Source organism: Streptosporangium sp. NPDC000563 (assembly GCF_040299985.1).
Classification (GTDB): domain Bacteria; phylum Actinomycetota; class Actinomycetes; order Streptosporangiales; family Streptosporangiaceae; genus Streptosporangium.
The window spans coordinates 1,488,065-1,506,654 of the sequence record NZ_JBEPDA010000001.1 but is presented as its reverse complement, the minus strand read 5'-3'; the positions used below and the strand labels follow the sequence as shown (position 1 = coordinate 1,506,654).

The window sequence follows — 18,590 nt, the reverse complement described above, 5'->3', positions numbered from 1 at the left end:
TCGTGTGCTCAAGCACCGGACGGAAGTGCTTTACCGGGGCCTGCTCAAGAACCATCTCTCCCCGACTTTCGGCAACTGCTACCTCTCCGACATCAAAGAGGCCGACGTACGGCGCTGGCGCAAGGAACGGCTCGGCGTCGTCGGACAGTCCACCGTGGCCAAGGCATACCAGCTGCTCAAATCGATCATGGGCACGGCCGTGGAGGATGAGCTGATCCGCCGTAACCCGTGCCGGATCAAGGGCGCCGGAATGCCGAGCACCCCAGAACGGGAGATGATCCCGCTGGCCAAGGTCGTGGAGATCGTGACGGCGGTTCCCGACCGTTACCGGGCGCTCGTGCTGCTGGGCACCTTCGCGAGCCTGCGGTGGAGTGAGCTGGCCGGGCTCCGCCGTACACACCTTGACCTCGATCAGGGGGTGCTTCGGGTCGCGGGTGCGCTGGTCGAGATCGGCGGTGGCAAGGTGCTGGACGAGACACCCAAGTCACGAGCCGGTCGGCGGATGGTGTCCATTCCTCCGGAGATCATTCCGGACCTGCGGGTACACCTGGAGATGTTCGCGGAGCCGGAGGAGAACGGGCGCGTCTTCACCGGCCCCAACGGCGGCCCATTGAAGCACTCGGGATTTCGCCGGACGTGGAACAAGGTCCGCGCGGCCGTGGGGCTTCCCGATCTCCATTTCCATGATCTCCGGCACGTCGGCAACACCCTGGCAGCTTCCAGCGGGGCGAGTCTCAAAGAGCTGATGTCCCGGATGGGGCACTCCTCCACGAGGGCGGCGCTGATCTACCAGCACGCCAGTCAGGACCGTGACAAGGCCATCGCGGAGGCTCTGGGCAAGGCGCTCAAGGTGGCACGGAAGACGGCCACGAAGAAGGCCAGTGGCACGCGGGTGGCACGAAAGGGCAAGAAGTCCGCTTAACGATCAAAGGGCCAGGTCGCCGGATGCCGGTTGACCTGGCCCTTTATCACGAGCCGACGAGGGGAATCGAACCCCTGACCTACAGTTTACAAGACTGTTGCTCTGCCGATTGAGCTACGTCGGCACGGTCGCCAGTCGAGTGTAGTCGGCTCACTCCCCGTACGTCACCGAGGTATGCCCCGCCGATTGCGAACCGTTAGGAACGGCGGTGGCGGGCGACCTCGTAAAGGGCGATGCCCGCGGCGACGCCGGCGTTGAGCGACTCGGCGGCGGCCCGCATCGGGATGCGGACGACCAGGTCACACGCCTCGCGGACCAGCCGGGACAGGCCCTTGCCCTCGGAGCCCACGACGACGACCAGCGGGCCGTCGAGGAGGTTGGCCTCGCCGATGTCGACCGTGCCCTCGCCGTCCAGGCCGATCACGAACAGGCCCGCCTCGCGGTACTCCCGCAGGGTGGCGGTGAGGTTGGCGGCGCGGGCGACCGGCAGGGTGGCCAGCGTGCCGGCCGAGGTCTTCCAGGCCCCGCCGGTGACCCCGGCCGAGCGGCGGGAGGGGATGACCAGACCGTGGGCGCCGAAGGCGGTGGCCGAGCGGGCGATGGCGCCCAGGTTGCGGGGGTCGGTGACGCTGTCGAGAGCGACGATCAGCGGGACCTCCGCGCCCTCCTGGGCGATGCGGACCAGGTCGTCGGGGTGGGCGTAGTCGTACGGGGGGATCTGCAGGGCGATGCCCTGGTGGATCCCCCCCTCGGTGAGGCGATCGAGCTTCTCCCTGCCGACCTCCAGCATCGCGATGCCCCGGGTGGCGGCGATGCGGACCGATTCCTTGACGCGGTCGTCGTTGTCGATGCGCAGGGCCACATAGAGCGTGCTGGCCGGGACTCCGGCCCGCAACGCCTCCACGACGGGGTTGCGCCCGCCGATGTGCTCGGGCGCGTCGTCGCTGCGCCGGGTGCGAACCGGGGTGCGCGGGGAGGGAGACCTGCCGGTCCTCTCCTCGCGCTCGACCCGCTCGGTGCGCGCCTTGTCCTTGTGCCAGTGCCGCATGTGCGCCGGCGGGGTGGCTCCCCTGCCCTCCAAGCCTCGGCGGACGTTACCGCCCGTGCCCTTGGTCGGACTCTTCTTCTTCGCGGGTCGCCCGGACCCTTTACCCCCACCAGCCATGGTCTATAGCGTACGGCCTGGTTTCACCGCGAGAGTTCCCAGCGCGGGCCCTGAGGGGTGTCCTCGACGTGGATGCCCGCGTGGGAAAGCTGGTCACGGATGCTGTCGGCCGCCGAGAAGTCCTTGCGCGCCCGCGCCGCCTGCCGCTGCTCCAGCGCGACGGCGACCAGCGCGTCGACGGTCGCCCGCATGCCGGTCTCGCCGCCCGAGGAGCGCCACTGCTCCGAGCGCGGGTCGAGGCCGAGGACGTCGAGCATGTTCTGCGTCTCGGCGAGCAGCCTTGCGACCTGCTCCTTGTTGCCCTGGGCCAGCGCGACGTTGCCCTCGCGGACCACCTCGTGCACCACGGCGAGCGCCTGGGGGGTGCCCAGATCGTCGTCGAGGGCGTCGGAGAACGCCTGGGGAAGCGGCGCGTGCGCGTCGACGTCGTGGATGACCTCGGCCGCGCGGGTGACGAAGCCCTCGATCCGCTGGTAGGCCGAGGCGGCCTCGAACAGCGCCTCCTCCGAGTATTCGATCGAGGATCGGTAGTGGGGTGCCGCCAGGTAGTAACGGAGCTCGACCGGGCGGACCTTCTTGGTGACCTCGGGGACGAGCAGGGAGTTGCCGAGCGACTTGCTCATCTTCTCCGCGCCGATCTTGAGCATGCCGTTGTGCATCCAGTAGCGGGCGAAACCGTCGCCCGCCGCCTGGGACTGGGTCAGCTCGTTCTCGTGGTGCGGGAAGATCAGGTCGACGCCGCCGCCGTGGATGTCGAAGGTGGCGCCGAGATACTTGGTCGCCATGGCGGAGCACTCCAGGTGCCAGCCGGGACGGCCCCGGCCCCACGGGGTCGGCCAGGTCGGCTCCCCCGGCTTCTCGCCCTTCCAGAGCGCGAAGTCGCGCGGGTCTCGCTTGCAGGAGTCGGTCTCGGTGTCGCCCGCGGCCCGCATGTTCTGGAGCTTCTGGTTGGACAGCGAACCGTACCGGTCGGCGTAGGACATGACGTCGAAGTAGACGTCACCGCCGGAGGCGTAGGCGTGACCGGCGGCGATCAGCCGGTCCATCAGCTCGATCATCTCGGGCACGTGACCGGTGGCACGCGGCTCGACGGTCGGGGGCAGGCAACCCAGCACCTCGTAGGCCCAGGTGAAGGCCCTCTGGTTACGCTCGGCGACGGCGAACCACGGCACGTTCTCGGCTGCGGCGACTCTAATGATCTTGTCGTCGATGTCGGTGACGTTGCGGCAGAAGGTCACCTCGTACCCAGACCTGATCATCCAGCGGCGGAGCACGTCGAAGTTGACGCCCGAGCGGATGTGCCCGATGTGCGGGGGAGCCTGCACGGTGGCACCACACAGGTAGATCGAGGCCCGGCCGGGTTCTACCGGGACGAATTCGCGGACGGTGCGTACGCTGGTGTCGTATAGCTGCAGGCTCACGAAGGCAAGGCTAATGCCTCACCTCGCCTCACAAACCGAGTTGCGGGACGTTGAAGACACTCAGCAGAGTGTTTTATGACCACTAGCGGTGAATGTCGCCCGACTAGTCCGTCGAAACAGCACCGTGATAGACCACGCGTTCAGGGACGATCCTGGCGATCAGCCTCTCCACCTCCGGCTTCTCCTCGACCCAGTCCTCACCGCGGTATTTGTGCGACATCTCCTGGATGAGCGCGCCATCGGGATCGTCGGCGAGGCTGACCGTCCCCCGCACCTCGACGTAGCGGTACGGGTCGGCGGGATCGAACACCACGATGGCCGTACGCGGGTCACGCGCGAAGTTGAGGCTCTTGCGCCTGCCCCTGATCGTCGAGAACACCACGTCGTTCCCGTCCGTCTTCACCCAGACGACGCTCGCCTGCGGGCTCCCGTCCTCGTTGAGACTCGTCACGGTCGCGAAGTTCGCGGCGTCGAACATCTCGCGTACGGAATCGGACAGTTCTGCCATTTCTTCGCCTCGATCGTTCTCTGTCGCCCTCGGAAAACTTCCCCGATCATGCTAGATGTCGATTCTGTAGGCTCAAAGAGCCATGGACGCCAAATCCCCCGGGGCGACGGGCTCGATGTCCCGCCCGTCCCCGCCCCCGCCACTGACCATCGCCGCCCCCGAGCCGAGCCGGGTGGCCGTCGCCCTGCGCCACGCCGGGATCGTCGTCACCGGAGTCGGCGTCGCCGCCCTCACCGCGGCGGCCTGCGTGCTCTCCTTCGAGGATCTACGGGCCCTCGCCGTCGCGGGCAGAGCGCCCGCCGACCTCGCGTACCTCTATCCCGCGGCCTTCGACGCCCTGCTCGTCATCGCGATGATCGGCGTACTGCTGCTGAGGGGCGGCTGGTGGCCGGTGCGGCTGCAGGCGGGCGTGATCCTGACACTGCTGCTCGCCGGCGCGGTCGCCGCCGAGGTGGCCACCGCCATGCGGATGGCGGTGGACGAAGGGCGAGCGGCCGTCGTGGTCGCCGTCGCCCCCTGGGTGATGCTGATCCTGGCCCTGTGGCTCTGGCTCCTGCTGATCAAACACGCCGCCGCCCGGAGGGCCGCGGCCGACGCGGCCCTGTCCGGCCTGGCGTCCGAACGCGACATCGTGCCGTTCCCCGAGGCGAACCGGGCGGCCACCGAGCGTTCAGGCGCGCCCGACACCGGGGAACGGTGGCAGGGGCAGACCCCGCCCGCCCATCCTGAGCAGCCCGCCCGCCCCGACCGCGAAGGCCACCCGGGTCACGCGGGTCACGCAGGTCACCCTGGCCAGCTGGTGCACCACCCCGCGGCCGAGATCATGCTGGACCCGCACGCCGCGCCTCCCCTGGAAACCGCACCGCACCACGACCTTCCGGTGGGCGAGCCGGTGGTCGGCCCCACGGCGGCGCCGGAGACACCCGAGGTCGCCGACATCCCGCAGGCCCCTCAGGAGCCCGCGGCTCCCCGCCCCGGTAAGCCGATGCGCTGGGGCGACCTGGTCAGGCCCCGCCAGGGCGACCTGCTCGTCCACCCGCCCCGTCCCGCCGTACGGACACCGAGCGAGGAGCCGGAGAGCGAGGGCAGCGAGGGCAGCGAGGGCAGCGAGGGCAGGGTCAGCGAGCGAGTGGAGACCTGGGACAGCGACGCCGACCTCCCACCTGAGCAGGCGCCGCCGGGAACGGGCGGGACGACCGAGGAGACCGGTACGGCCGGGACCGGCCCGCGCACCACGGCACGGCGCGGCACGGCCAGGAGTGCGGCGAAGCCTTCGGGCACGGCGGCGGGCGGCAGCGGTACGGACGAGGAGAGCGATCGCGACGAGGACACCCAGCCGTTCCTCGCCGTGAAGGACCACGAGGGGGACCGGCAGGACCGTCCGGCGAATGCCGCGCCGAGGGTCGCGACGAGGACGACCGCGCGGAAATCCGCGGCGAAGGCCCCGGCGAAAGCCACCGAGAGGGCTACGAGGAAGGCCCGAGGGGCGAGCGCCGAGACGTCCGAGGAGACGGCCGTGCGGGCGCCTGTGGCGGCGCGAGAGGCGCGCACGAGCGGAAGCACGAGCGGGAGAAGGGCCGGGGCGCCCGACCCCTCGCACGACGCCGAGGCCGCCGAGGCAGGGGAGGAGGCCGCGGCGCGGTCCTACGATGACGAGAACGGCACCGCGGCACCGCCCTCCGGGCGGATGCGCAGCACGCCCGTGCCGCCGGGCGAGTGAGGAACAAGCAGGAACGGTTGGGAACAGGGACGGACTCGGGTCGCCTGTTCCGTACGCCCGTCGGGTCAGCTCCGGGGCCTGGGAGGAGCTGACCCGGTCTTCGGGCCGTCGGCTCGGCCGGATCTCCCCCGCGGAGATCGCCGAGCTCGGCTACATGGTCGGCGTCGTTTCGGCCCCGCCGTACGCGCTGGAGACCCAGGCGTTCGAGAACCACGTCTTCGGATGGTGTCCGTTCAGGCCTCGCGGCCGGGCCGCGAGGCCTGAACTCACCCTTCGGACGGAACGAACGGCGCGGCCTTCGGCCAGGACCGCCGTTCGCCATCCGGTGTTGGACCGGCCCGCAGCTATTCGCTCACACATGTGTGAGCGGCGCCCCGCTGCGGACCGGCGCTTTGCTCCCCTCCGGGCCGTGTCCGGGATCGGCCGGAAGCCGGTCCGGCGCGTTGCCCCGAACCTGCCGGAAACGGCCGAGACCCGCTCGGCATGCCAGACGGAGCCGAGCGGGTCTTCTCCTGGAGCACGGTGACATCGTCGGCACCGTGAGCACCTCCGGACCGGAGGGGGTCCAGTCGAGCCTCGGCGAGGTCACCGGGATCTTCACCCGGGTGTTCGCCTAAACCCTGGAACGCTTGAGACCGGCGACCAGACCGACACCGACGACAGCCAGACCCACCTGCATGACGAGCTCGATCCAGTCGATACCGCTCGTGGTGGCGACGCCGAGACCCTGGGCGATGGCGGTGCCGATGAGCGCGGCGATGATGCCGACGACAACGGTCAGGACCACTCCGATCGCCTGCCTACCGGGAAGCAGGAGGCGGCCGAGGGCTCCGATGATCGCGCCGATAACGATTGCCCCGAGAATGGATGCGATAGTCATTTCAACCTCCCAGTGAGGGTGAGACCTTCACTCTCATGGGGAGGTGGCTACCCCCTGGGTCACGGATATGCCTGTCGGCGGCAAAAAATCCGTCAGTGCGTCTTTCTCGCCTGCATCTGGACGACGAGGAGCACCCCCAGCACCGCGAGCGCCAGCTGGATGATGTGCTCCCACCAGTTGATCCCGCGCGTGTGGATCAGACCGAGCGCCCCGGCGATGGCGGTGCCGATGAGCGCGGCCACGATGCCGACGATGAGCGTCAGGCCGATGCTGATGTTCTGGCGTCCGGGAAGAATGAGTCGCGCCAGGGCGCCGATGATGGCGCCGATGATGATTGCGGAGACAATCGAGACGATCATGTCTGGCTCCCCCTGTTACGAGACACGGTCACCAAGGGGTTACCCAGAGCATTCACTGATCACGCTAAAGAAGCGATCACGCTGAGAAAAGGGGTGGCCCGTACCGCGCCAGGAAACGGGCCACCGCCTCGATATGGATCGACGAGCATTCCGCGCCGCTCGCCGGAACGTTTTCCGCGTTCCGTATAGGAGACGTCCGGCACCCGCTACAGGTTCACCACGATCGCGGTCGCGACGGCGGCCACCCCTTCGCCCCGCCCGGTGAGGCCCAGCCCGTCGGTCGTGGTGGCGCTGACACTCACGGGAGCCCCCACGGCGGCGCTGAGGGCCTTCTCGGCCTCGACACGCCGGGGAGCGAGCTTGGGACGGTTACCGATCACCTGGACGGCCACGTTGCCGATCTCGAAGCCCGCGGCGCGCACCTTGCGGGCGGTCTCCTCCAGCAGGGCCGCGCCCGAGGCACCGGACCACCGGGGGTCGGACGTGCCGAACAGACCGCCGAGGTCACCGAGACCCGCCGCGGAGAGCAGCGCGTCACAGGCGGCGTGGGCCGCGGCGTCACCGTCGGAGTGGCCTGCCAGGCCGGTCTCACCCGGCCAGTGCAGGCCCGCGAGGTGAAGCTCGCGACCGGAAGCGAACGGGTGGACGTCGACCCCGACGCCCACCCGTGGAAATGTCTTGTTCAGGAGTTGAGAACCTCGTCCAGCAGGGCCTCGGCCTTGTCCTCGTTGGTCTTCTCCGCGAGCGCGAGCTCGCTGACGAGGATCTGCCTGGCCTTCGCCAGCATTCTCTTCTCTCCCGCGGAGAGTCCGCGCTCCCTGTCTCGCCGCCACAGGTCGCGAACGACCTCGGCAACCTTGTTGACGTCACCGGACGCCAGCTTCTCAAGGTTCGCCTTGTAGCGCCGGGACCAGTTGGTGGGCTCTTCGGTGTGAGGCATTCGAAGCACGTCGAAAACGCGCTCAAGGCCCTCTTGTCCGACGACATCGCGAACACCCACGAGCTCTGCGTTGTCTGCCGGCACCTGGACGGTAAGGTCGCCCTTGTCGACCTTAAGAACCAGGTAGGTCCTTTCCTCACCCTTGATGGTTCGGGTCGTGATCGCCTCGATCCGAGCAGCCCCGTGGTGGGGGTAGACGACAGTGTCGCCGACCTGGAAAGTCATGTGACAAGTACCCCTTCCGCTGTACTCAAGAGTACCACGTATCCACAGCCTCCCGGAACAGTGAAATCACCATAACTGCAGGTCAAAGCCGCATCTTATGACTTGACAAGTGGCCAAGTGTATGAATCAGAGGGGCAAAAAGCGCTTATGACCTGCGTTCCCCGTCTTCGGATGATGAGGCGGGTCGGCGGGAAACCCGGTAAACGCCGCCGATAGGGTTGCCCTTGCCCTATCTCACGCGTGACAAGGAGAACTCGCACCGTGACCCGCAACATCCGCCACCGGGCGATCGTCGCCGCGGCGTTCCTCGCAGCCGCTTCGGCACTGGCCGGCTGCGGTGCCGGATCCGACGCGATCACCAACAAGCCCTACTCGCCGACCGAGGCCCTCACGGTCAAGGCGAACGGCATCGACATCTCCCAGGCCTTCTTCCTGGGGCCCGACTCGGGCGCGACGCTGCCGGAGGGTGCGGCCACCCCGCTCTACCTGTCGTTGATCAACACCAACGCGGGCTCCGACCAGCTCGTCGGTCTCGGCGTCGACCCCGCCCTCGGTACGGCGAAGGTGAGCGCGCCCGTGCCGCTCCCTCACAACCAGCGGGTGAGCGTCGGCAAGCCGACCCCCACCATCCTGATCGAAGGGCTGAAGAAGCCGCTCAGGGGCGGCGAGGGCGTCAAGGTGCAGCTGCAGTTCGCCAACGCCGGGATCGTGCAGCTCACGATCCCGGTGATCACCCGCAGCCGCGAGTTCACCGCCTACCCGCAGGCTCCCGGCGCCTCCGCGGCGCCCACGCCGTCGGCCACCCCCTCGGCCACCGCCACCGGCGAGGAGCACTCCTCCGGCCACTGATCGCCGTCCCGGTGAGGGCCTCCGGACACGCCGAGGGGCCGTACGGCGCGGGCACGCCGTACGGCCCCTCGGATCGTCCGGAGGCGAGCGATCATCCCGAGGCGGGCGTCACGGAGGTCGTCGCCTTCGCGGAGGCGAACGGCGCCCCCGAGGCCGTGGGGAGGCTCAGATCTCGGCGGGGTCGAACTTGTACCCCAGACCCCGGACGGTGAGAATGCAGCGCGGGTTGGACGGATCGGACTCGACCTTGGCCCGCAGCCGCTTGACGTGCACGTCCAGGGTCTTGGTGTCGCCCACGTAGTCGGCGCCCCAGACCCGGTCGATGAGCTGGCCCCGGGTGAGCACCCGCCCGGCGTTGCGCAGCAGCACCTCCAGCAGCTCGAACTCCTTCAGCGGCAGCTGCACCGCCTCACCGCGTACGGCGACGATGTGGCGATCGACGTCCATCCTGACCGGACCGGCGGCCAGCACCGCCGACTCCAGCTCCTCCACGTCGCCCTGGCGGCGCAGCACCGCGCGGATACGGGCCACCAGTTCTCTGGAGGAGAAGGGCTTGGTGACGTAGTCGTCGGCTCCGAGCTCCAGCCCGACGACCTTGTCGATCTCGCTGTCCTTCGCGGTGAGCATGATGACGGGCACGTTGGAGCGCTGGCGGAGCGAGCGGCAGACCTCGGTGCCGGGCAGGCCGGGAAGCATCAGGTCGAGCAGCACCAGGTCGGCGCCGTTGCGGTCGAAGGTCTCCAGCGCTTCCGGCCCGGTGGCGGCCACGGCCACCTCGAAGCCTTCCTTGCGCAGCATGTATGACAGGGCGTCGGAGAACGATTCCTCGTCCTCGACAACGAGCACGCGGGTCACTGCGCGGCCTCCAGGGGGATCGTGGTCGTAGCTGGTTCCGTAACCGCCATGCCGCCGAAGGCGGGCAGGCGGAGGGTGAATGTGGAACCGGAACCTTCCTTGCTCCACACCGTGACCGCCCCGTTGTGGGAGGCGGCCACGTGCTTGACGATGGCCAGGCCCAGGCCCGTGCCACCGGTCGCCCGCGAGCGTGCCGCGTCGACGCGGAAGAACCGTTCGAAGATCCGCTCCTGGGCGCTCTCGGGGATGCCGATCCCCTGGTCGCTCACGCTGATCTCGACGGATTCGGTGTTGGGGCCCGCCGCGCGGGCGCTGACCACGACCCGGGTGTGCTCGGGGCTGTAGGCGACCGCGTTGTCGATGAGGTTGCGCAGGGCGGTGACGAGAAGCTCGTCGTCACCCCATATCCGCAGGCCCTCGACCCCGCCGGCGACGAGGGTGATGTCCTTGGCGGCCGCGGTGGTGTTGCAGCGGTCGATGGCCTCGTGGACCGCCTCGTCGATCAGGACCGGGCCGGGGGTGGGGATGGGCTCGGCGCCCTGGATGCGGGAGAGGGTGATGAGGTCCTGGACCAGGTAGGTGAGCCGGGCCGCCTCGTGTTGCATGCGCCCCGCGAAGCGGGTGACGGCCTCGGGGTCGTCGGCGGCGTCCTGGATGGTCTCGGCCAGCAGCGAGAGCGCACCCACCGGCGTCTTGAGCTCGTGGCTCACGTTGGCCACGAAGTCGCGGCGTACCGCCTCGACGCGGCGGTGCTCGGTCTGGTCCTCGGCGAGGACGAGCACCTGGCCGTGAGAGCCGAGCGGGGCGACCCGCACCGCGAAGCTGGTCGACTCCTGGCCGAACTTGTGGCCGGCCACCTCGATCTCGCTCTCGCGGATCTCGCCGTCCCTGCGCACCTTCCTGGCGAGCGCGAGCAACTCGGCCGCCATGAGGTGATCTCCTTTGACCAGGCCGAACGCGCGTGCCGCCGAGCTGGCGCGCAGCACGCGGTCCTCCTTGTCGAGCACGACCGCCGAGGACGGCAGCACGGCCAGCACCGAGGCGACCCCCTGGGGCAACGCGCCGGGCTCGACGCCGTAAACCGGTGTCATCGCTCTCCGCTGTCCGTGGTTCTGGCGGACGACCATCACGGCCAGCGCTCCCACGACGAAACCGGCCAGTGCGGCCAGGCTCGCCATCAGCTCACTCACGTGGTCCTCCCGTAGGCTTCACGTCCTCGATGGTAGGTCGGGGTTTTCCCGTTGGGGACGGCTAAAGGGGCATGACCACGGGCTTTCCCATAAAGTTCACTTTACGGTCGAGGTTCGTTCACCGTTATCGCCCTACCGTGAGTGGCATGCGCGACGCCTACCACGAAGACCTCGACGCCCTCACCGGACGGCTGGTCGAGATGACCCGCCTCGTCAGGTCGGCGATATCGCGGGCCACCACCGCCCTCCTGGACGCCGACCTCCAGCTCGCCGAGAGCGTCATCTCCCAGGACGAGGAGGTCAACCGGGTCTTCGCGGAGGTCGAGACCACGATCTTCGACCTGATGGCGCGGCAGCAGCCCGTGGCCGTGGACCTCAGAATGATCATCGCGGCGCTGCGGATGGGCACCGACCTGGAGCGGATGGGCGACCTCGCCGAGCATGTGGCCAAGATCGCCAGGCTGCGCTACCCCGACTCCGCGATCCCGCCCGAGATCCGCTCCACCATTCTGGAGATGGGCCAGATCGCCGAGCGCCTCGTCACCAAGACCGGCAGCTGCATCGCCTCGCGCGACGTGGAGTCGGCCCTGGAACTGGAGTCCGACGACGACGCCATGGACAAACTGCACCGGAGACTGTTCAAGATCCTGATGGCCCCCGACTGGAAGTACGGCGTCGAGCCGGCCATCGACGTGACACTGATCGGCCGCTACTACGAACGCTACGCCGACCACGCGGTCCGTGTCGCGCACGACGTGGTCTATCTGGTGACGGGCTCCCGTCCCCAGGACACCTCCGTCCTCTGAGTCCCCCGCCGGCCTTCACGAACGTCTTCACGGAAAAGGAAGAGAGGGAGGGCCCGCCGGATCCGGCGGGCCCTCCCTCTTTTTGCTCTTTTTTGGTCTTTTATCTACTTTTCGGAACGTCAGGGCTATTTGCCCTGGTTGGCCACGGCCTCGATGGCGGCCTCGGCCGCGGCGGGGTCGAGATACTGTCCGCCCTTGGTGACCGGGTGGAAGTCGGCGTCCAGCTCGTACCTGAGCGGGATGCCGGTGGGGATGTTGAGCCCGGCGATCTCGTCGTCGCCTATCCCGTCCAGGTGCTTGACCAGCGCGCGGAGCGAGTTGCCGTGCGCGACGACCAGCACGCTCCTCCCCTGTGCGAGGTCGGGCACGATCTGGTCGTACCAGTACGGCAGCATGCGCTCGACGACGTCCTTGAGGCACTCGGTCCTCGGCATCAGCTCGCTCGGCAGGAGCGCGTAGCGGGCGTCACCGACCTGGGAGAACTCGTCGTCGTCGGCGATCGGGGGCGGCGGGACGTCGTAGGAGCGGCGCCACAGCATGAACTGCTCGTCACCGAACTCGGCCCGCGTCTGCGCCTTGTCCTTGCCCTGCAGGGCGCCGTAGTGGCGCTCGTTGAGCCGCCAGGACCGGGAGACCGGCAGCCAGAGCAGGTCCGCGGCGCCCAGCGCGAGGTTCGCCGTCTGGATCGCCCTGCTCATCAGGGAGGTGTGCACCACGTCGGGTCGCACCCCCGCGTCGAGCAGCAGCTGCCCGCCGCGCCGCGCCTCCTCCTCGCCCTTGGCCGAGAGCCCCGCGTCCACCCATCCGGTGAACAGACCCTTCGCGTTCCACTCACTCTCACCGTGCCGAAGCAGCACCAAAGTCGACATGCCGACAAGCTTAGTGGGCGCCTGCTGGACGTTTCCGGGTACTCCGCCCGCCCCGGGACCGCCCGACGTACCGGGCGACCCGTTCTCGGGACGGTGCCCTCAGCGTTCGGGGTCGGCGAAGCGGGCGAAGGCCTGGAGGTTGGCGAGCGACTCGCCGCGCTTGGCGCGCCACTCCCACTCGCGCCGGATCGAGGAGGCGAAGCCCAGTTCGAGCGCGCGGTCGAAACCCTCGTCCGAGTAGGTGAGCACGCACCCGAGGAGGCGGTCGACCTCCTCGTCGGTGACCGCGGCCAGCGGGACACGGCCCACGAGGTAGACGTCGCCGATCGGGTCGAGGGCGAAGTGCACCCCGTACATGGAACCGTTCTTGGTGAGGAGCCAGCGGTAGAACTCGGCGTGGTTCTCGTCGGGTTGACGGCAGAAGAACGCCTCCACATGCAGGGCCTGGTCACCGACGATCAACCAGGTCATGGTGGCGAGCTTGTGCTGGCCGGGGAGCCTCACCAGGAAGGCCCCCGGCCTGGGCTGCTCGTAGGAGGCGTCCGCGCTCTTCAGCGCCGCCTCGATCACTTCGCGCATGGGCCCAGCTTACGAGCGGCCCTCACGCGCGGGCCGTCCCCGCCTCACGAGCCCCCCGGACGAGGTGCCGGGGTTCGGGCCGAGCAGCAGGCCCCGGAGGCCGCGTCACCGGACTCGCGAGCGGTCCTCACGAGTTGACCGCGACCGGGAGCCGGTGCAGGTTCGCCATCGCCCCGGCGTAGACGTCCGCCAGCCGGGCCGCGGTGGCCGACCAGCCGAAGGCCGCCGCGTGGGCCACCGAGCCCGCCGACAGCGTCTCCCGCCAGGCGGGCTCGTAGACGAACCTGGCGAGCACCCGCGCCCAGTCGTGGGGGTCGTGCCCCTCGACGAGCACCCCGGACACGCCGTCGCGTACGGCGGTGCGCAGCCCGCCCACGGACGCGGCGGCGACCGGGGTGCCACAGGCCTGGGACTCCAGGGCGACCAGGCCGAACGACTCGTTGTGGGAGGGGACGACGGTCACGTCGGACGCGCGGTACCAGTCGACCAGCTCGTGCTGGGGCGCGGGGGGAACGATCCTCACCACGTCGGAGATCCCCAGCGAGGCGGCCACGTCGTTGAGGTAGGAGGGCCTGGCCAGGCCGTTGCCACTGGGGCCGCCGACACAGGCGACGACCAGCCTGGACCTGAGCGAGGGGTCGTCGATGAGCATCCTGGCCGCGGCGCGCAGCAGCACGTCCGGGGCCTTGAGCGGTTGCACCCTGCCCACGAACAGCAGCACGTGCGCGTCCTGCGGCAGCCCGAGCCGGTGGCGGGCCGCCCCCTGGGAGGCGGGCTGGAAGACTCTGAGGCTCACACCGGGGTTGACGACCTCCACCCGGGCGGGGGCGGCGCCGTAGAGCTGGACGAGTTCCTCGGCCTCGGTCGGGGTGTTGGCCACCAGGCGGTCGGCGATGTCCACGACCTGCTGCTCGCCCAGTACGCGGGCGGCGGGCTCCGGCCTGTCGTCGGCGGCGAGCAGGAGGTTCTTCACCTTTGCCATGGTGTGCATGGTGTGCACCAGCGGCAGGCCCCAGCGTTCCTTGGCCAGCCACCCCACCTGACCGGAGAGCCAGTAGTGGGAGTGGATGACGTCGTAGCGGCCCGGCTCGTACATGGCCTCGGTGCGCAGCACGCCCGACAGGAAGGCACAGAGCTGGCCGGGCAGGTCTCCCTTGTCCAGCTCCTCGTACGGTCCCGCGGTGACGTGGCGGACGGAGACGCCCGGAACGATCTCCGCGACCGGTGGCAGATCCCGGGATGTCTGCCGGGTGAAGATCTCCACCTCCACCCCGAGTTCGGCCAGGCGTTTCGCCACCTCGACGATGTAGACGTTCATCCCGCCCGCGTCCCCGGTCCCCGGTTGATCCAGGGGAGACGTGTGCATGCTGATCGTCGCGACCCGGTTGACCCGCCGTCGCCTCACCGACACCACCTCCGAGAGGGCTCAACCACCGGATAATCCGCAACATTCCCGACACATAGCCTCTTCGAGTCCGGGCGGATGGGTCCCGAGGGCTCCTGGCAGGATGAGGGGTCATGAAGAGGACGGCTGTGGTGACAGGGGCCAGTAGCGGAATCGGCGAGGCGACGGCCCGCAGGCTCGCCGCAGAGGGCTTCGACGTGGTGGCCGCGGCGCGGCGCAGGGAGCGGCTCGACGAGCTGGCCGCCGAGGTACCAGGCGTCCGCCCGGTCACCCTGGACGTGACGTCGCAGGAGTCGGTGGACGAGCTCGCCGCCTCGCTCGACCGCTGCGACGTGCTGGTCAACAACGCCGGTGGTGCGATCGGCCTGGAACCCGTGGCGAGCGGGAAGGTGGCCGACTGGCAGCGGATGTACGACGTCAACGTGCTCGGCACGCTCCGCGTCACCCAGGCCCTGCTGCCCAAGCTGGTCGCGTCGGGTGACGGCGTGCTGCTGATGCTGACCTCGGTGGCCGGGTTCGTCTCCTACGAGGGCGGCGGCGGATACAACGCGGCCAAGCACGCGCAGACCTCGATGACCGAGGTGCTGAGGCTGGAGCTGGTCGGACAGCCGCTCAGGATCGTCGAGGTCGCCCCCGGGATGGTCCACACCGAGGAGTTCTCGCTGAACCGCTTCCGCGGCGACTCCGCAGCCGCCGATCAGGTCTACGAGGGCGTGCCCGGCCCGCTCTCCGCCGACGACGTGGCCGACGCCATCGCCTGGTGCGTGACCCGCCCGGCCCACGTGAACGTCGACCGCCTCGTCATCCGCCCCCGGGCCCAGGCCGCCCAGCACAAGGTCCACCGCGTCTGACCGTGCCGAAGCCGATAGGAGAGATCACCAGGGGCACCACGGGGCACAACCGCCTGCGCCGGGCCGACCGCTGGATCGTCGCCGCGCACGGCCGCGCGCTGCGCTCCGCCGTCCGCCCTCTCGTGGTCGACCTCGGGTACGGGGCCTCGCACACCACGACCCTGGAGATGTTCCTGCGGCTGCGCGCGGTCTGCCCCTCGGTCGAGGTCGTCGGCGTCGAGATCGACCCGGCCCGGGTGGCGGCGGCCAAACCGTACGAGCGGCCGGGGCTGTCCTTCGCGCTGGGCGGCTTCGAGCTGCCGGTGGCGAGGCCACCCCTGTTGGTCAGGGCGTTCAACGTGCTGCGACAGTACGGGGAGGCGCAGGCGTGGGGATACTGGGCGATGCTGTCCGAACGGCTCGCGCCGGGCGGGATGATCGTCGAGGGCACCTGCTCGGAGGTGGGCCACCGCGCGGTCTGGGTGGGGCTCGACCGCTCGGGGCCGCGGACGCTCACCGTCTCGGCCCGTTTCGACTCCTTCGAACGCCCCTCCGACCTGGCCGACCGGCTGCCCAAGACGCTCATTCACCGCAACGTCCCAGGCGAGCCCGTCCACGCCTTCCTGCGCGACTTCGACCGCGCCTGGGCGGTCAACGCCCCCCTGAGCTCGTACGGCTCCCGGCAGCGCTGGATCGCCGCCGCGGGAACGCTCGCCGGGACCTGGCCGCTCGCCGAGCACCCCCCGCTGGGCGGCCGGTCGCGCTGGCGGCTCGGCGAGATCACCCTGCCCTGGTCCGCGGTCGCCCCGCGATGATCGCGAGGTGCGCCCCGGGCGACGACCTGGACGGGATGACACACGGTGAGAAGCATGTGACGCACATCACTCGACAACCCGTAGTACTACCCCTCGTGGTGCGGGAGTTAGGCTTGGATGCGTGAAGGGTCTCGGCGAGCTTGAACGCAGCATCATGGACATCATCTGGGCACAGCCATCCTCTGTGACGGCGCGGGAGGTCGGACGTCTCATCGCCGACCGCGACCTGGCGCCCACCACTGTGATGACCGTGCTCGACCGGCTCACCCGTAAGGGCTTCCTGCTCCGCACCCGCGACGGGCGCGCGTGGCGGTACGCACCGGCGGAGAGCCGCGACGCCTACGTCGCGGAGCTTATGCTGGAAGCGCTGGATCTGACCGGTGACCGGTCGGCGGCCCTCACCCGGTTCGCCCAGGCCGTCACCGGCACCGAAGCCGACATCCTGCGCAGGGCCCTGACGGACCTGGAGGACCTGGAGGACGAGTAGATGACCGCGGCAGCGCTGGCGACGCTCGCCCTGGTCTGCGCGGTCGGCGCCTGGCGGTTCACCCGGGCTCGATGGACCTATCGTGCCCCGCACGTGGCCATCGTCCTGTGGCAGGCGCTCGGGGTCACCTGGGGGCTCGCCGGGACGGGCGCCCTGCTCGGTTACGCGCTCGAACCCTACGGCGAGGGCGTGCTGCACGGCCTGCACGAGTTCGCGATCTCCGCGTTCGGCGCCGGGCAGGGCCTTCCCAGGCCGTACGACATGCCGAGGATCCTCGCGCTCGTCGCGGGGCTGACCGCGCTCGCCGTGCTGATCCTGGTCCTCCTCGCCGCGGGCACGCAGACGCTCCGCGCCCGCAGGCGCCATCGCACCCTGCTCGCCCTGATCGCGAGGGAGGATCCGGTGGTCCCCGGCGTGCGGGTGCTCGACCACCCGGGCGCCACCGCCTACTGCGTGCCCGGCCTGCGCTCCCAGGTGGTGGTGAGCGAGGGGGCGCTGAAGCTGCTCTCCGCCGACGAGCTGAGCGCGGTGCTCGCCCACGAGGCCGCGCACGTGCGTGAGCGGCACGACCTGGTGCTGCTGCCGTTCGCCGCGCTGCGCAGGGCGCTGCCCTGGTCGCGCGTGGTCAGGGACGCGCAGGGCGAGGTCGGGTTGCTCGTGGAGATGGCCGCCGACGACGTCGCCCGCCGCGGCTGCTCCGCGCGCCGCCTCGCGACCGCCCTGCTGCGCTTCGGCACGGCGGGCGCCGTCCCGGCCCCGCACGGCGCGCTGGGCGCCGCGAACTCCGCCGCCGCCGTGATGGCCAGGGTCGAGCGTCTGGTGAACCCGGTCCCGGTCCTGCCGCGCGGGGTGCGCTACGCCATCGTCGCCTTCTCCGTCGCCCTGACGTCCTCGGCGCCGCTCCTGTGGCTGGTCCCGTACTGACCGCACCGCTCTTGCGGCCGGCCACGCACCGAAGTCGGCGCCGCCTTTGTGCCGGTTCCGCACCGAAGACCCCGCACCGGGCCCCCTGGCGGGCGCGGCGACCGTCGCACGCGCGGCACCGAGCCCCCCTCACCGAGTGCAGTCCCGTGTTGGGTCTCCGTGAAGGTGCGGCGGATCCGTATGCCGAAATCGGGGGCCGTCCTGGCGATGTGGTTGGTTTCCTCCAGGTTTAACCAAGCTCACCCCAAAGTGCTTGCAAGTGTTAGCCATCCCGTTTGCAATTGCAAGCACCGTGCGGCAGACTCGAACCATGGCACTACCCAAGGTCGGTTCGATCGGTGAGTACATCCGCGAGCAACGCACGCACGCGAAGATCTCCCTTCGGCAGCTCGCCGCGGCGGCTGGGGTCTCCAACCCCTACCTGAGCCAGATCGAGCGCGGGCTGCGCAAGCCCAGCGCCGAGATCCTGAACCAGATCGCGAAAGGCCTGCACATCTCGTCGCAGGCGCTCTACGTCCAGGCCGGCCTCATCGAGGAGCGCGAGCCGGACAGCGACGTGCTGACCGCGATCAGGGCCGACCATCTCATCACCGAGCGCCAGCGCCAGGTGCTGATCGACATCTACGAGTCGTTCCGCAAGGAGAACCAACAGGCCGAGGCCCCGGACGACGACGCGCAGACCTCCCAGAAAGCGCCTCTCGCACCGGAGCCCCGGCGAGGTGACGCGGACTCCTCGTCTGACGACGAGGTGCCGCTCCCGAAGGAATACCTCACCGCGTTGAAGCCCTACGCGGCCCCTCCGAGCAACGGCCACATCACCAAGGAAACCAAGGAAGGTTAA

The 18,590-nt window shown here is 69.7% G+C and carries 21 protein-coding genes and 1 tRNA gene; 9 read left to right on the top strand and 13 right to left on the bottom strand.

What is annotated here, in order from left to right; all coding sequences use genetic code 11:
- Positions 1-4: 4 nt before the first annotated feature.
- Positions 5-922, top strand: coding sequence for a tyrosine-type recombinase/integrase (locus ABT352_RS07170; RefSeq protein ID WP_350943170.1), 918 nt, complete (start codon positions 5-7; stop codon positions 920-922).
- Positions 923-973: 51 nt separating this feature from the next.
- Here the strand turns inward: ABT352_RS07170 and ABT352_RS07165 are convergent.
- The 4 genes from ABT352_RS07165 to ABT352_RS07150 form a co-directional block, all read right to left on the bottom strand.
- Positions 974-1,046, bottom strand: a tRNA-Thr gene (locus tag ABT352_RS07165).
- A gap of 72 nt (positions 1,047-1,118) precedes the next feature.
- Positions 1,119-2,087 (bottom strand): 23S rRNA (guanosine(2251)-2'-O)-methyltransferase RlmB, encoded by a 969-nt coding sequence (gene rlmB, locus ABT352_RS07160; RefSeq protein ID WP_350943169.1) that lies wholly within the window; start codon positions 2,085-2,087, stop codon positions 1,119-1,121.
- A gap of 23 nt (positions 2,088-2,110) precedes the next feature.
- Positions 2,111-3,508 carry a cysteine--tRNA ligase gene (gene cysS / locus ABT352_RS07155; RefSeq protein WP_350943167.1) on the bottom strand — a complete coding sequence of 466 codons (1,398 nt, stop codon included), beginning with the start codon at positions 3,506-3,508 and terminating at the stop codon, positions 2,111-2,113.
- 103 nt (positions 3,509-3,611) lie between these two features.
- Complete coding sequence (locus tag ABT352_RS07150; protein WP_350943166.1) at positions 3,612-4,016, bottom strand: PPOX class F420-dependent oxidoreductase; 405 nt, start codon at positions 4,014-4,016, stop codon at positions 3,612-3,614.
- Between the two features lie 82 nt (positions 4,017-4,098).
- On the opposite strand from ABT352_RS07150, the gene ABT352_RS07145 reads away from it, so the two are divergent.
- On the top strand, positions 4,099-5,736 hold the full coding sequence (locus ABT352_RS07145; protein WP_350943164.1) for a hypothetical protein: 1,638 nt from the start codon (positions 4,099-4,101) through the stop codon (positions 5,734-5,736).
- 613 nt (positions 5,737-6,349) lie between these two features.
- Here the strand turns inward: ABT352_RS07145 and ABT352_RS07140 are convergent.
- The 4 genes from ABT352_RS07140 to ABT352_RS07125 all read right to left on the bottom strand — a co-directional run bounded on the left by ABT352_RS07140 (position 6,350) and on the right by ABT352_RS07125 (position 8,140).
- Positions 6,350-6,616 (bottom strand): GlsB/YeaQ/YmgE family stress response membrane protein, encoded by a 267-nt coding sequence (locus tag ABT352_RS07140; RefSeq protein ID WP_350943162.1) that lies wholly within the window; start codon positions 6,614-6,616, stop codon positions 6,350-6,352.
- Positions 6,617-6,708: 92 nt separating this feature from the next.
- Positions 6,709-6,975, bottom strand: coding sequence for a GlsB/YeaQ/YmgE family stress response membrane protein (locus ABT352_RS07135; protein ID WP_350943160.1), 267 nt, complete (start codon positions 6,973-6,975; stop codon positions 6,709-6,711).
- A gap of 206 nt (positions 6,976-7,181) precedes the next feature.
- Positions 7,182-7,640, bottom strand: a complete 459-nt coding sequence (gene ispF / locus ABT352_RS07130) for a 2-C-methyl-D-erythritol 2,4-cyclodiphosphate synthase (protein ID WP_350943159.1) — start codon at positions 7,638-7,640, stop codon at positions 7,182-7,184.
- 17 nt (positions 7,641-7,657) lie between these two features.
- A complete protein-coding gene (locus ABT352_RS07125) occupies positions 7,658-8,140 on the bottom strand; it encodes a CarD family transcriptional regulator (RefSeq protein WP_030924410.1) in 483 nt (160 codons plus the stop codon).
- A gap of 261 nt (positions 8,141-8,401) precedes the next feature.
- Between ABT352_RS07125 and ABT352_RS07120 the strand changes: the two genes are divergently transcribed.
- Positions 8,402-8,989 (top strand): copper chaperone PCu(A)C, encoded by a 588-nt coding sequence (locus tag ABT352_RS07120; protein WP_350943158.1) that lies wholly within the window; start codon positions 8,402-8,404, stop codon positions 8,987-8,989.
- A 165-nt stretch (positions 8,990-9,154) separates the two neighbouring features.
- Here ABT352_RS07120 and ABT352_RS07115 read toward each other — a convergent pair whose 3' ends face one another.
- Both ABT352_RS07115 and ABT352_RS07110 read right to left on the bottom strand, forming a co-directional pair.
- On the bottom strand, positions 9,155-9,844 hold the full coding sequence (locus ABT352_RS07115) for a response regulator (RefSeq protein ID WP_329089757.1): 690 nt from the start codon (positions 9,842-9,844) through the stop codon (positions 9,155-9,157).
- On the bottom strand, positions 9,841-11,025 hold the full coding sequence (locus ABT352_RS07110) for a sensor histidine kinase (RefSeq protein ID WP_386208610.1): 1,185 nt from the start codon (positions 11,023-11,025) through the stop codon (positions 9,841-9,843). Before ABT352_RS07110 ends, ABT352_RS07115 begins: the two co-directional genes overlap by 4 nt.
- Positions 11,026-11,180: 155 nt before the next feature.
- Between ABT352_RS07110 and phoU the strand changes: the two genes are divergently transcribed.
- Positions 11,181-11,840, top strand: coding sequence for a phosphate signaling complex protein PhoU (phoU, locus tag ABT352_RS07105; protein ID WP_350943157.1), 660 nt, complete (start codon positions 11,181-11,183; stop codon positions 11,838-11,840).
- 125 nt (positions 11,841-11,965) lie between these two features.
- Here phoU and ABT352_RS07100 read toward each other — a convergent pair whose 3' ends face one another.
- The 3 genes from ABT352_RS07100 to mshA form a co-directional block, all read right to left on the bottom strand.
- Complete coding sequence (locus ABT352_RS07100; RefSeq protein ID WP_350943156.1) at positions 11,966-12,709, bottom strand: phosphoglyceromutase; 744 nt, start codon at positions 12,707-12,709, stop codon at positions 11,966-11,968.
- Between the two features lie 99 nt (positions 12,710-12,808).
- Positions 12,809-13,288: a type III secretion system chaperone family protein gene (locus ABT352_RS07095; protein ID WP_350943155.1), complete on the bottom strand. Its 480-nt coding sequence runs from the start codon at positions 13,286-13,288 to the stop codon at positions 12,809-12,811.
- A gap of 127 nt (positions 13,289-13,415) precedes the next feature.
- A complete protein-coding gene (gene mshA, locus ABT352_RS07090) occupies positions 13,416-14,699 on the bottom strand; it encodes a D-inositol-3-phosphate glycosyltransferase (protein ID WP_350943154.1) in 1,284 nt (427 codons plus the stop codon).
- Between the two features lie 107 nt (positions 14,700-14,806).
- Between mshA and ABT352_RS07085 the strand changes: the two genes are divergently transcribed.
- The 5 genes from ABT352_RS07085 (at position 14,807) to ABT352_RS07065 (ending at position 18,590) form a co-directional block, all read left to right on the top strand.
- Positions 14,807-15,544 (top strand): SDR family oxidoreductase, encoded by a 738-nt coding sequence (locus tag ABT352_RS07085; RefSeq protein WP_350943152.1) that lies wholly within the window; start codon positions 14,807-14,809, stop codon positions 15,542-15,544.
- 2 nt (positions 15,545-15,546) lie between these two features.
- On the top strand, positions 15,547-16,338 hold the full coding sequence (locus ABT352_RS07080) for a class I SAM-dependent methyltransferase (protein ID WP_350943151.1): 792 nt from the start codon (positions 15,547-15,549) through the stop codon (positions 16,336-16,338).
- Between the two features lie 121 nt (positions 16,339-16,459).
- Positions 16,460-16,825, top strand: a complete 366-nt coding sequence (locus ABT352_RS07075) for a BlaI/MecI/CopY family transcriptional regulator (protein WP_350943150.1) — start codon at positions 16,460-16,462, stop codon at positions 16,823-16,825.
- Positions 16,826-17,749 carry a M56 family metallopeptidase gene (locus ABT352_RS07070; protein WP_350943148.1) on the top strand — a complete coding sequence of 308 codons (924 nt, stop codon included), beginning with the start codon at positions 16,826-16,828 and terminating at the stop codon, positions 17,747-17,749.
- A gap of 310 nt (positions 17,750-18,059) precedes the next feature.
- Positions 18,060-18,590, top strand: a complete 531-nt coding sequence (locus ABT352_RS07065) for a helix-turn-helix domain-containing protein (protein ID WP_350943146.1) — start codon at positions 18,060-18,062, stop codon at positions 18,588-18,590.